The sequence below is a fragment of the Mammaliicoccus sp. I-M35 genome (assembly GCF_022386455.1).
Taxonomy (GTDB): Bacteria; Bacillota; Bacilli; order Staphylococcales; family Staphylococcaceae; genus Mammaliicoccus; species Mammaliicoccus sciuri_A.
Window position 1 is genome coordinate 80,146 of record NZ_JAJNIL010000007.1, and the last position, 12,840, is coordinate 92,985.

Below are 12,840 nucleotides of genomic sequence, written 5' to 3' on the forward strand. Positions count from 1 at the left end.
AATGGACAATGCGATAGAAGTTAAAAATCTAAATTTTAATCATAAAAATCTTAAATTATCAGATGTTAACTTTGAAGTACGTAAAGGTTATGTAACAGGATTTATTGGTGCGAATGGTGCAGGTAAAACAACGATTATTCGTATTATTATGGGTCTACTTAAAGAACAAAGTGGAGATTTAAAAATACTTGGAGAATATTTAAGTGAGAACCCAGTTGATATTAAAAATAAAATCGGCTTTGTCTATTCTGAATTATATATGTATGAAAAATGGAATATTAAAACAATCGAGAAAGTCATCAGTAAATATTATAAACAATGGGATCACGAAATATTTCAAGGTTATATTAAAGAATTTAAATTACCTTATAAACAAAAGATTAAGCAATTTTCAACAGGTATGAAAATGAAATTGTCATTAGCAATCGCATTAAGTCACCATGCTGAACTCTACATTCTAGATGAACCAACTGCAGGACTTGATCCAGTCGTACGTAATGAAGTGCTTGAAATTTTACAAAGAGAATTAATAGATGAAGAAAAAACAATCTTTTTCTCGACACATATTATTTCAGATTTAGAGAAAATCGCTGATTATATTGTCTATTTGAAAAATGGATCCATTGTTATTAATGAAAGTGTAGAAGATTTAACAGATGGTTATCGAATTATTAAAGGAGACCAATCTATACTTGATGATGAATTAAGATCGTTATTAATCAGTGTGAAAGAAACGAAAACAGGTTTCTCAGGATTAACAAGACAAAGTTCAGTATTTGTTGAGTTATTTGGAAATGAAGTAGTCGTTGAAACGCCATCAATAGAGGATATCATGGTAAGAATTGAGAAAGATCAATTCGATAAGGAAGTGGTATAAATGAAAGCTGTTTTCTACCGAAACTTTCAATATGAGAAAGGGTATTACTTACTTTATTTAATTTGTTTCGGATTAGTATTGTTAACGAAATTTACTGTGTCTTTTCAAAGTATAGAACTCATGAATGTATTAGCGGTATATTTTGTCGCAGTCGTTTCAGTTCACAGTATTAATCACGCAATATTTTTAAATAAACAAAGTAGTCAAATCTTTTATATGAGTTTACCAATTTCTAAAGTTGATATTGTAAGAGGGCATTATTTATATAACTTATTAGTAACAGGTATTTCATTTATCATGATTATGTTCATAGCATTCGTAAAACAAGACACAATATTTATTCAAGCTGGGTTATTTATTGTAGCAACGAACTTATTTACTTTAAGCATCGTTTATCCAACATTTGCACATTTGAATATTAATCAATTCGGTGCTTGGATATTAGTTGCTATGTATGGCATATTCACAATGTTTTACTTTGGGATATATTCGAATCGGCATTATCCATTTGCTGAGGCATTTGGTTGGAAAATATTTTTATACTATACACCAGCAGTCATATTGTTAATCGTTGCAATCATATGGTCGATTCAGTTTAGCAGAGCTATCAAACAAGCGAAACAAGATCAAATTACGGTTTATGGAGGTATAAAATGAAGGCAATCTTATATAGAAACTTAATTTTATCAAAATCATACCTAAATTTAATGTTAGTTACAGCATTGTTATTACCATTAATAGTCGTATTACCTCTTAATGGCTTTATTAAAATAGGTATATTAGGCATACTCGTCGTTATGATCCATATTGTGTTCTTAGTACCAATGTATTTTCTATTCAATAAAATCAATAAAAATCATTCTGAATATACATTTCTAAGTTTACCTGTTAAGCAATCAACAGTGATTAATGCTCATTATTTAACAGGATTAATATTTATTTTATTCACACAATTACTACTTGGTTTATGTACAATTGTAGCATTTTTAATACAAGAACCAGGTATGGATGTCTCATATGATATTTCAGGCATGTGTTTAAGTATTGCAGGGAATTTGTTGACGATTAGTTTAATCTTGCCATTTGCTGAGTATAAAAGATTAATCAAAATTCCTATTATATTTTGGATGATTATAGTCGGTGCAATTGTACCAAACTCAATACAGTTTATAGATTATGTGCTTAAATTCTTCTCAGTACAATCGCATATATTCAAGACACACGACATGTCTATATTCTTAGGCTGTTCCATCATTTTATTTATCGTGAGTTATATCATTTCAATTATTAAAGCACGAAAGCATGCAATTACAATTTAAAGAAGAGGTGAATAATCGTGAAATTAAATAATATACAAAAGTATTATGGTAAGCAACATATCCTCAAAAATATTGACTTTGATTTTGGGGATAGCCAAATTGTCGGATTAATAGGTAAAAATGGTGTAGGTAAAACAACATTAATGAAAATTATGAACCAGAATATTATGAAGTATGAAGGAAATTTTAACAAAGAAAATAGTGACAAAGTGGGTTATTTAATAGAAAATCCTAAATTATATTTAAATAAAACAGGCTATTATAATTTGAACTTCTTTAGAAAGGTATTAGGGACTAATGTAGATGATGATTATATCAATATGTTAATTGAGTCATTTGGCATTAAGCCTTATATCGACAAAAAAGTAAAAAAATATTCAATGGGTATGAAACAGAAGCTATCTATTGCAGTTGCACTTATGAATAAACCACAATATTTGATTTTAGATGAACCGACAAACGGGATGGACCCAGACGGTTCGATTGACGTCTTAAAAACGTTAGAAAAAGTAAGTAAAGATTTGAATATTAAAGTACTCATTTCAAGTCATAAGTTAGAAGATATTGAATTAATATGCGATAGAACGGTATTTATGAAAGATGGTGCAATCGTTGAAGATTACGATATGAAAGCCCAATCTAAAGACGTGACCAAATTTATTTTTGACCATTCAAACTATAATGAAGCACTTAATCTTCTTACGATGAATTACAAAGTAGTAACAAGTAATAAACAAGAATCGATTATTTCAGTAGAAGCGCTAGAAGATTATCAAGACGTGTTAAAAGCGTTAAGCGCTAAAAATATTTATCCTAAGTTTATTCAAAATAATAAAACGACTTTAAGAGATCAATACTTTAATATTAACAAAGGAGTTGAAGTATCATGAATATCGCCCAACATGTAAAATATGATTTAACGAGAATATTTAAAAGTCCATTAGGCTATTTAGGATTTCTTATTTCATTGTTTCCAGGAATAGCTATCATGATTTCTGTTAAAACGTTAGATGGACCATTTGATGCACAAGTTGTATTGGCTATGTTCTTCGTATTTGGTGGACTTGTATTATTAATGTTCTCTATTAGAACGATAGTACGTGATATGCAGTATGGTACGATTCAGTTGTTCTTAAACTCTAAAACAAATAGAGTGAAGTATTTATACGCCAAGTTACTATCTATTATCGGCATTGTTATTATATTTACGATTTTAGGTACGTTATTTACATTATTAGCATCAACTATAATTGATGCAGGCGAATTAAGTGTATCTGACTATTTCAAAATGTTTGGTGAATTTCTACTTATCATGCTATTTTATGGAACATTATTAAATATCCTTAATTTACTTACTGGTAAATCAGCAGTTGTTTATACTACTGCCATCATATTAATATTATTTTTACCTAACATCTTTGATGCATTGATTTTTATTCCTGAAATAGGTGAAGATTTATCAAAAATGATGAAATACAATCCTTTAGACTTTTTACCAAAAATATTGAATCAAGGTTTACTCTCAATGAAAGTAACACAAATTTGGATATCTGTAGCATGTATTGCTGTATTCACAGGTATCAATCATTACATGATAAGAAATAAGAATATTTAATGGTTTATCCCTCATTTCTATGTTAAATTTAAATTATTAGACATAAGAATGAGGGATATTTTTGGGTAAAAAATTTATTAAACATTATATCATTATTGGTATAATATGTATTGTTGCAAGTTTCTTTTTCCACGGCACACCAAGCTCATTAATGATTGGAGCTGGACTAGGATTTTTCCTAACAGCCGTATTAGCAAAATTTGAAAAAGAAGATAAAGTTGATGAACATCCAGATAAATTAAAAGATAAAAACGAAAAAAAGTAGCTACTACATCTTGTGGTAGTTACTTTTTATGAAATTGAGGGGGTGAATCTATGTTACGTAGTTTACTATTCAAAAAGCTTGAACAAAAAGAGCAAGATATGATTAAGCATTATCAGTATTTACATCAATATCCTGAACCGTCATTTAATGAAGTGAAGACATCACAATATATAGAAGCGTTTTATGAAAATAAAGACGTCGTTATACATAAACGCATTGGTGGTAATTACGGGCTGATTGTAGAAATTGAAGGCAGTTTACCGGGAAGAACAATTGCATTACGAGCAGACTTTGATGCTTTAAATATTACTGAAGATACGGGATTACCATTTAGTTCTAAAAATAAAGGTTGGATGCATGCTTGCGGGCATGATGCACATACTGCATATTTGTTAATACTTGCGGAATGTTTGATTGAACTTAAAGAGCATTTACCAGGTAAGATTATGATTATCCATCAACATGCAGAAGAGTTAGCACCAGGTGGCGCAATTGACATGATGCAGTCTGGATATTTAAATGGTGTGGATGAAATCTATGGTATTCATTTATTCCCAGATTATACACCTGATGTTATTTCATATAGGAAAGGTCCTACAATGGGTGGTCGATCATTATTTCACCTTAAAGTTAAAGGAAAAGGTGGTCATGGATCAAGTCCACACCTTGCGAATGATGCAATTATGGCAGCAAGTACTTTCGTAACGAATGTTCAAACCGTTGTATCGAGAAGGTTGAATCCATTTGATATGGGTGTTGTTACGATTAGTTCATTCAATGGTTTAGGATCATTAAATGTTATCCAAGATAGTGTTGAATTAGCTGGTGATGTAAGATATATGGAAAGTCGTATAGGTCATCAAATCCATGATGAAATCGAGCAGTTAATTAAAGGATTAGAAGATACTTTTAATATTCAATGTGAGTTTAAATATGAATTAGATTGTATTCCACTAGTCAATCACTATAAACAAACAGATTATTTAATAGATATTTTGGCAACGAGTCAAGGTGATTATTTTGAATCTTTAAAAGAACATGAACAATTAACGAGTTCTGAAGACTTTGCGATATATCTTGAGAAAATACCAGGTACATTTTTCTTTGTCGGATGTAAACCATATGGAATTGATAAAGCGCACTTTAACCATAGTCCAAAATTTGTCGTAAATGAAGATGCTTTATTAACGGCGAGTAAAGCATTAGGGGAAGTTGTATTAAACAGATTATCAATAGAATAGCGTTATATTTATGAGAGTTTAGGATGAAAAAATATCCTGAACTCTTTTTTTGTATTTTAAAAAATAAGCAGTAACCGTTTACAAATAATTCGAAAACGTTTACAATAACTTGTATACAAGTATACGAAGTTTGGAGGTATTTTATGAAACATCATTATCATTATCCAAGCGAATGGTTAAAGCATCGTTCAACGGGAGAGCAAGTAGCGAGTGAACTTAGGCTAGCAATTATAAGTAAGATTATAGAAGAAGGCGATAAGTTAAGTGAAAATAAAATTGCTCAACAATTTGAAGTGAGTCGATCACCAGTAAGAGATGCACTTAAACTCCTGCAACAAGATGGTCTAATATCATTAGAACGTATGGGAGCAGTTGTTATGGGGTTATCTAAAGCAAACCAAAAAGAAATATATGACATTAGGTTGATGTTAGAGTCATTTGTATTTGAAAGATTACTAGTTGAAAATAATGAAGAAGTGATTAAACAGCTGAATAAAATATTAAAAATGATGACTGTAGCTGTTGAATTTGAAGATGCAGATGAATTCACGAGATTGGATTTACTATTTCATGAATCAATGATCACTGCTATTCACCATCAATACATTGAAATGATATGGCACAATTTAACGCCAGTTATGGAATGTTTAGTTTTAATTTCGATGAGAAAAAGAATGCAAAATGAACCAGAAGATTTTAAAAGAGTGATACACAACCATAAAGTATATATTGAAGCGATTGAAAATAAAGATAGAAATAAAATGAAAGAAGCATTTCATTTAAATTTCGATGACGTTGATGAACAAATTGATATCTTGTGGAATTCTCAAACTAATATAGATAGAAAGTAGGATTTTGTAATGAAATATATGATTGGTGTAGATATTGGTACAACGAGTACTAAAGCTGTTATTTATGATAGCGAAGGGAACTTTTTGAAAAAACATAATATAGAATATCCAATGACGACCCATGAAATCGGCGTTGCAGAAGAAAGTCCTGCAGAAATATTCGACGCTGTACTATTTACAGTAAAAAAAGTGATTAGAGAAGTTGGCGCTAAGCCAGAAGAAATCAAATTATTAAGTTTCAGTAGTGCCATGCACAGCTTGATAGCAATGGATAAAAATAATCAGCCATTAACGGAATGTATCACTTGGGCAGATAATAGAGCAAGTGAATACGCAGATAAGATAAATAATGAACATAACGGATTAGAAATATATAAAAGAACGGGTACACCCATTCATCCAATGTCTCCATTATCAAAAATTTATTGGTTAAAACATGAACATGCCGATATATTCAAGAACACTGAGAAATGGATAGATATTAAGACTTATGTATTCTATCAATTATTTGAAACATACGTTATGGACCACTCAATTGGTTCAGCGACGGGTATGATGAATTTGAATACATTAAATTGGGATAAAGATGTCTTGAACTTGCTTGAAATTAGTGAAGCGCAATTACCAGAATTAGTGTCAACAACACATATTATGAAGCAAGTTAAAAAGAATTATGCTGATATTATGGGTATCAATGAAGATACACCGATTGTAATCGGCGCTTCAGATGGCGTATTGTCCAATTTAGGTGTTAATAGTTATCGTGAAGGAGAAGTAGCCGTAACGATTGGAACGAGCGGTGCTATTAGAACAATTATTGATAAACCAAAGACTGATGATAAAGGAAGAATATTCTGTTACGTATTAACAGAAGATCATTATTGTATCGGTGGACCAGTGAATAACGGTGGTGTTGTTCTAAGATGGTTAAGAGATGAATTGTTAGCAAGTGAAGTTGAAACAGCTAAAAGACTCGGCGTTGATTCATATGATGTTTTAACTAAGATTGCAAGTAGAGTAAAACCTGGGGCAAATGGTTTGTTATTCCATCCATATTTAGCCGGTGAAAGGGCACCGCTTTGGAATGCAAATGCAAGAGGTAGTTACTTTGGTTTGACACTGTCTCATAAAAAAGAACATATGATACGTGCTGCGTTAGAAGGCGTTCTACTTAATTTATATACAGTATATCTTGCTTTAATAGAAGTGATGGATAAAGCGCCTGAACAAATTAAAGCAACAGGTGGATTTGCTAAGAGTGAAGTATGGCGCCAAATGATGGCAGATATATTTGATACTTCTGTTGAGGTACCAGAAAGTTACGAAAGTTCATGTTTAGGTGCTTGCATATTAGGATTAAAAGCTATTGGGGAAATAGAGGATTTTGAAGTTTTAAACAAAATGGTCGGTAAAACATATCAACATGAACCTAATCAAGAGAATGTCGATATTTACCAATCGTTAATTCCGATATATATCAATTTAAGTCGTAAATTAAATGAAGAATACGATTTAATTTCAGAATTTCAATCAACACATTCATAAGGAGATGTTTATATGTTTTCAGATATTGCACCATTATTAATTGTAGCACTTGCAATTGTTATATTATTAGGTTTAATTATGTGGTTAAAACTTAACACATTTGTATCTCTGATTATCACAGCTATGTTAACAGGTATTATGCTCGGTATGCCACTAAGCAAAGTCATCGGTACAATTGAAACAGGTATGGGATCTACACTCGGTCACATTGCTTTAATATTTGGTCTCGGTGCTATGTTAGGTAAGTTATTAGCAGACGGGGGCGGTGCAACTAGAATAGCACATACATTGATTGATAAATTTGGTCAAAAACGTATTCAATGGGCAGTTGTAACAGCATCATTTATTATTGGTATAGCTTTATTCTTCGAAGTAGGGTTAGTATTATTAATTCCGATTGTCTTTACAATTGCTAAAGAGTCTAAAGTTTCAACATTATACTTAGGTATTCCAATGACAGCTGCATTATCTGTTACACATGGATTTTTACCACCTCATCCAGGTCCAGTCATGATCGCTAAAGAATTTGGTGCAGATATTGGTCAAGTATTACTATTCGGCTTTATTGTTGCAATACCAGTAACAATTATTGCAGGTCCTATTTTTACAAGATTTGCGAAAAAAGCAATTCCAGAAGCATTTACTAAGTCAGGTGACTTAGCTTCATTAGGTAAACAAAAAACATTCAATATAGATGAAACACCTAGCTTTGGAATTTCTGCTTTAACAGCTTTATTACCAGTATTTATTATGCTTATTTCAACTATTGTAGATTTATTGACAGGCTCACCAGAAAACCCACAAGGTATTTTAGGATTTATTAGTTTTATTGGTGAAGCGGGTACTGCAATGTTAATTTCAGTATTATTCGCTATTTATTCAATGGGTCTTAAACGAGGATATAAAGTTACAGAAGTTATGGATACATTAACAAATGCCATTTATCCAATCGGTATGATGCTCTTAATCATCGGTGGTGGTGGAGCATTTAAGCAAATATTAATTGATGGTGGCGTAGGTAAAACAGTTGAGTCACTATTTACAGATACAGCAATGTCTCCAATATTATTAGCTTGGATCGTTGCAGCAGTCCTAAGATTAGCATTAGGTTCTGCAACAGTTGCTGCTATTTCAACAGTTGGTATTGTTATGCCATTATTAGAATCATCAGATGCTAATTTAGCATTAGTCGTATTAGCAACTGGTGCTGGTAGTGTAATCGCGTCACACGTGAATGATGCAGGTTTCTGGATGTTTAAAGAATATTTCGGTTTAACGATGAAAGAAACATTCTTATCATGGACGCTTCTTGAAACAGTTATCTCAGTTTCAGGTATTATCTTTATACTATTTATAAGTCTATTTGTATAATATATTTAAATATGAATATAAAAACCTCCAAATCTGTAAATAATCAGATTTGGAGGTTTTGTTATGTGTTTTTATTTGATGTTTACTGTGCTTGCATTTCTTTAATTCTTTTAATATCTACTCTGATTAAGAATGAAATCGCTAAAGCTACTACAAAGAATGCTGCGAAAATATATAATGTTGCCATGTAACTTTGTGTAACTTCTCTGACAGTTGCTGATATAAAAGGTCCAACTAATCCAGCTGCTGCCCACGCAGTTAATATATAGCCATGTATGGCACCGAGTTGTTTCGTACCAAATATATCACCGATATAAGCGGGGATAGAAGAGAAACCACCGCCATAACAAGAGATAATGATGAACAGAATAATTTGAAATAGCATTGGATTATCAACGATTGGTAACCATAAGAATAATGCGATTTGTATGACAAAGAAAATTGTATAGACATTTGTTCTGCCAATAAAGTCAGATATACTTGCCCAAATGAGTCGACCAAGACCATTAAACACTCCTATAATGCCAACCATTGTTGCAGCTTGAGCAGGTGTTAAGTTTACAATTTCTTGTGCCATTGGACTTGCGACAGATAAAATCGCTATACCACAAGTAACATTGATAAAAAGCATTAACCATAAATAATAAAACCTTTTAGTTCTAACGGCCTCATTAGCAGACATTTGAACTAAGTCTGGTTTTTTCTTTTTATCTTTTTGAGGATTAAAACTATTAGGTCTATAATATTCTGGTGGTCTTTCTAAATATAAACTAGAGATCAGCATGATAACACAATACACGACTGCTAAAATGATAAAAGTCGAGACAAGATTAAAATGTGTAATGAGAAATTCTATAACTGGACTGGCGATCATTGATGCGAATCCAAATCCCATAATGGCTAATCCTGTAGCCATACCACGCTTATCGGGGAACCATTTTACTAATGTAGATACAGGTGCAATATAACCAATACCAAGTCCAATACCTGATAATACACCATATCCTAAGTAAAGTAAGGGTAAGCTCTCAACGGAAATCGCATAACTAGAAAGTAACAATCCTGAGATGAAAAATATCGTAGAAACAAGTCCAGATAAACGTGGACCAAATTTCTCAACGAAATGCCCCATAAAAGCTGCAGAAAGACCTAAAAATAATATTGCAATACTAAATATTCTAGATACTTCACTTAAAGTAAAGCCTAAATCATTTTGAATATGTTTCGTGAAAACACTCCATGAATAAACAGATCCTATTGAAATATGTATTCCAACAGCTGCAACAGCAATGAGCCACCTGTTTTTGATTTTCTTGTTCATCATATTCCCCCTATAGTAATTGTGTCCAATTGATGTCATTATAGCTAAATTCAGAATATTCAGCAATCAAAATTTTGAAAAAAGTGACATTATTGAACAGTTAGGCAGCATGAATGCATGTTGATTTCATCGCCTTTTTAACAGTTAGGCATTCCTAACTGTTAAAAAAATAGTTGTAAAATACACTTAAGAAATGAAATATTTGAGTTAAGAATGAATCAACAAAAATTCCTATCTCACTGATATACTTTAGTCATAGATAACACAACACGAAGCACAATCCATTCAATTCCTCAAAACTATTTCGTATATGTTTTTTTCATGATTGTAAATGACTTTGTGTAGAACGTGTTTTGATAGTTATCTGTAATTGTAACGTTGAAATGGATCATAAAATGATTCAAGATATTTTTATAAAGTTTCCCGGCTTTATAAAAATACATGTTTCCTTAATTAATAACCCTTCCCCGAAAAGCGCTCGTTAATTCCCGGACGAGCGCTTTTCACTTGCCAATTTTTATATGTTAACTTTAATAACATGAATTTTCAGTTTTTGTTGATTTGAAGTATAGTTATATTAGTAGCCATGGGGATGGCGAGAAATTCTCCTAAGTGAATAGGGGCATTCATACATAAATAAGGCTCGGACTAAATGTCCGAGCCTTAATACTTTTAATTATGAAATTGAACTAACGATTGATTCGTATACGTCATCCCAAAATTCTGTTTTATTTTGATAAGTTTCATGGATGCTATGATGTACTTCTTTTTCTTTTTCAGCATATGTTGGATCGTCTTTACTTGGTAAATCTTTGCGAATATTTTCTACAAATTTTTGGACGCTGATTGCTCTTGGTCCCCAAACATGTTCTTGTTCATGTTTGTCATTTAAAAATACAAAAATAGGTATAGAGCGAGCAGTACCATTTGTTAAGTATTGATCAATTAAGTTTGTATCTTCATCACGATGGAAAGCTTTCACTTCTATATTAGCGTAATCAGCAATGTTTAATAGAACAGGTATGTTCATCATTGCATCTCCACACCAATCTTCAGTAATCACAAGTACTTTATAATTTTTATCTTTAATTTTATCTAATCGTTCATCATTTTTCGGTAATTGGAAAGATTGATAAATATCGAGTAATTGCTCTTTATTTGTTGTCATCTCATTAACATATTCTTTAATGGGTTGTGCCTGTTCATAGTATGTAGCTAACTTTGTCATTGTAAAAATCCCCCTTTGATATACTTAATATTATAACAATTCTGAAATATTTCGCAAAGTACAATACTTTAAAATGAATAATTAATCTACTGCATTATCGATTATTGTAAATGTCTTATTATCGACATCTAATTCAGCTTGTGCACCGTATGGAATAATGCATTTTGGTTCATTATGTCCAAAACTAGCATTATAGAAAACAGGCATATCTTCTTGATGCCACTCTTTTAACATTTTAACCCAGACTTCTTTATATTCTTCATAATATACATCGTCTTGTGGTCTTCCGATAATAACGCCATTAATTCTATCAAAAATACCCATAGAACCAAATGCACGAACATAATCTTCCATCAACCATGGTGGGGCATGAACTTCAGCAGTCTCAATGAAAAGAATTGCACCATCAAAGACATCTTTATTAGGGAACACGTCAGTAGCTTTTAAGGAATGGAATAATTCCATACAACCGCCAATAAGATGTCCAGTAGCTTTGCCAGAACCATTTAGAATTTCATATCCGTTATTGTCAAAAGATTCCCGGTTAATATTTTTATTCTTTTCATCCCACTGTAAACCGTATTTTCTAATTTGTGGTGAAGTAGGTACATTACCGACAATTCCATTTTGGAACCACGTTTGATTGATCGATTGAACAGTGTAGTCATCCATCTGAACATTTTCTGCAAAATCAGTTAATAACAATGGTCCGTAAAAGCTAGAAACACCTGCTTGATAAAACATAAAATGAAGTGCAGTCGTGTCAGAATAGCCACTGAAAATTTTAGGGTTATCCTTAATAATATTTAAGTCTATGTATGGCCACAATCGAACAGAATCGTCTCCGCCTAATGTACAGATAATAGCTTTAACTTCTGGATCTTGAAGTGCTTGATGTAAATCTTCTACACGTTTTTCTGGATGGTTATATGTATAGTCAGCACCTTTTAATGCGTGTGGCATGACTTTGACATTTAATCCGAACTCATCCTTTAATCTTTGTATACCAACTTCAGTTCTCCATAATATGTCTTTTTCGCCAGCTAATCCTGAAGAAGGCGAGACAATTGCTACAGTATCGCCTTTAGAAAGCTTACTCGGTTTTATTAATTCTTTCACATCATTACCCCCTTATTTGTATATTGAAATTAGTATAGCATACGGGTATAACTTGAAATCAAATAATTCAAATGATAATATAAGTTTG

At 31.8% G+C, this 12,840-nt stretch carries 13 protein-coding genes; 10 read left to right on the plus strand and 3 right to left on the minus strand.

Annotated features, from left to right (window positions below; all coding sequences use genetic code 11):
* Nucleotide 1 precedes the first annotated feature (1 nt).
* From pmtA to LQ679_RS09375, 10 genes are all read left to right on the plus strand, one after another.
* Nucleotides 2-877, plus strand: a complete 876-nt coding sequence (gene pmtA / locus LQ679_RS09330; RefSeq protein WP_159315385.1) for a phenol-soluble modulin export ABC transporter ATP-binding protein PmtA — start codon at nucleotides 2-4, stop codon at nucleotides 875-877.
* A complete protein-coding gene (locus tag LQ679_RS09335; RefSeq protein ID WP_239762545.1) occupies nucleotides 878-1,534 on the plus strand; it encodes an ABC-2 transporter permease in 657 nt (218 codons plus the stop codon).
* Nucleotides 1,531-2,196 (plus strand): phenol-soluble modulin export ABC transporter permease subunit PmtB, encoded by a 666-nt coding sequence (pmtB, locus tag LQ679_RS09340; RefSeq protein WP_239762546.1) that lies wholly within the window; start codon nucleotides 1,531-1,533, stop codon nucleotides 2,194-2,196. Before LQ679_RS09335 ends, pmtB begins: the two co-directional genes overlap by 4 nt.
* A 17-nt stretch (nucleotides 2,197-2,213) precedes the next feature.
* Complete coding sequence (gene pmtC / locus LQ679_RS09345) at nucleotides 2,214-3,086, plus strand: phenol-soluble modulin export ABC transporter ATP-binding protein PmtC (protein WP_204188892.1); 873 nt, start codon at nucleotides 2,214-2,216, stop codon at nucleotides 3,084-3,086.
* Nucleotides 3,083-3,811 (plus strand): ABC transporter permease subunit, encoded by a 729-nt coding sequence (locus LQ679_RS09350; protein ID WP_204188893.1) that lies wholly within the window; start codon nucleotides 3,083-3,085, stop codon nucleotides 3,809-3,811. The genes pmtC and LQ679_RS09350 overlap by 4 nt, the downstream gene beginning before the upstream one ends.
* 61 nt (nucleotides 3,812-3,872) lie before the next feature.
* Complete coding sequence (locus tag LQ679_RS09355) at nucleotides 3,873-4,076, plus strand: hypothetical protein (RefSeq protein WP_025905081.1); 204 nt, start codon at nucleotides 3,873-3,875, stop codon at nucleotides 4,074-4,076.
* A 50-nt stretch (nucleotides 4,077-4,126) separates the two neighbouring features.
* Entirely contained in the window at nucleotides 4,127-5,317 is a 1,191-nt protein-coding gene (locus tag LQ679_RS09360; protein WP_239762548.1) for an amidohydrolase, read from the plus strand.
* Nucleotides 5,318-5,460: 143 nt separating this feature from the next.
* Nucleotides 5,461-6,168: a GntR family transcriptional regulator gene (locus LQ679_RS09365; RefSeq protein WP_159315379.1), complete on the plus strand. Its 708-nt coding sequence runs from the start codon at nucleotides 5,461-5,463 to the stop codon at nucleotides 6,166-6,168.
* Between the two features lie 9 nt (nucleotides 6,169-6,177).
* Entirely contained in the window at nucleotides 6,178-7,713 is a 1,536-nt protein-coding gene (gene gntK, locus LQ679_RS09370; RefSeq protein ID WP_191836620.1) for a gluconokinase, read from the plus strand.
* Between the two features lie 12 nt (nucleotides 7,714-7,725).
* Complete coding sequence (locus LQ679_RS09375) at nucleotides 7,726-9,084, plus strand: gluconate:H+ symporter (RefSeq protein WP_191836619.1); 1,359 nt, start codon at nucleotides 7,726-7,728, stop codon at nucleotides 9,082-9,084.
* 82 nt (nucleotides 9,085-9,166) lie between these two features.
* On the opposite strand, the gene LQ679_RS09380 is transcribed toward LQ679_RS09375, so the two are convergent.
* From LQ679_RS09380 to LQ679_RS09390, 3 genes are all read right to left on the minus strand, one after another.
* Nucleotides 9,167-10,405 carry an L-lactate MFS transporter gene (locus tag LQ679_RS09380; protein ID WP_204168745.1) on the minus strand — a complete coding sequence of 413 codons (1,239 nt, stop codon included), beginning with the start codon at nucleotides 10,403-10,405 and terminating at the stop codon, nucleotides 9,167-9,169.
* 676 nt (nucleotides 10,406-11,081) lie between these two features.
* Nucleotides 11,082-11,633, minus strand: a complete 552-nt coding sequence (locus LQ679_RS09385) for a thioredoxin family protein (protein ID WP_025905087.1) — start codon at nucleotides 11,631-11,633, stop codon at nucleotides 11,082-11,084.
* An 81-nt stretch (nucleotides 11,634-11,714) separates the two neighbouring features.
* Entirely contained in the window at nucleotides 11,715-12,752 is a 1,038-nt protein-coding gene (locus LQ679_RS09390) for a S66 family peptidase (protein ID WP_206180846.1), read from the minus strand.
* Nucleotides 12,753-12,840: the final 88 nt, after the last annotated feature.

Coding starts and splice junctions, on each gene's coding strand:
- pmtA (WP_159315385.1), top strand. CDS start 2: ATGGACAATGCGATAGAAGTTAAAAATCTAAATTTTAATCATAAAAAT.
- LQ679_RS09380 (WP_204168745.1), bottom strand. CDS start 10,405: ATGAACAAGAAAATCAAAAACAGGTGGCTCATTGCTGTTGCAGCTGTT.
- LQ679_RS09385 (WP_025905087.1), bottom strand. CDS start 11,633: ATGACAAAGTTAGCTACATACTATGAACAGGCACAACCCATTAAAGAA.
- LQ679_RS09365 (WP_159315379.1), top strand. CDS start 5,461: ATGAAACATCATTATCATTATCCAAGCGAATGGTTAAAGCATCGTTCA.
- pmtB (WP_239762546.1), top strand. CDS start 1,531: ATGAAGGCAATCTTATATAGAAACTTAATTTTATCAAAATCATACCTA.
- LQ679_RS09335 (WP_239762545.1), top strand. CDS start 878: ATGAAAGCTGTTTTCTACCGAAACTTTCAATATGAGAAAGGGTATTAC.
- LQ679_RS09350 (WP_204188893.1), top strand. CDS start 3,083: ATGAATATCGCCCAACATGTAAAATATGATTTAACGAGAATATTTAAA.
- LQ679_RS09375 (WP_191836619.1), top strand. CDS start 7,726: ATGTTTTCAGATATTGCACCATTATTAATTGTAGCACTTGCAATTGTT.
- gntK (WP_191836620.1), top strand. CDS start 6,178: ATGAAATATATGATTGGTGTAGATATTGGTACAACGAGTACTAAAGCT.
- LQ679_RS09360 (WP_239762548.1), top strand. CDS start 4,127: ATGTTACGTAGTTTACTATTCAAAAAGCTTGAACAAAAAGAGCAAGAT.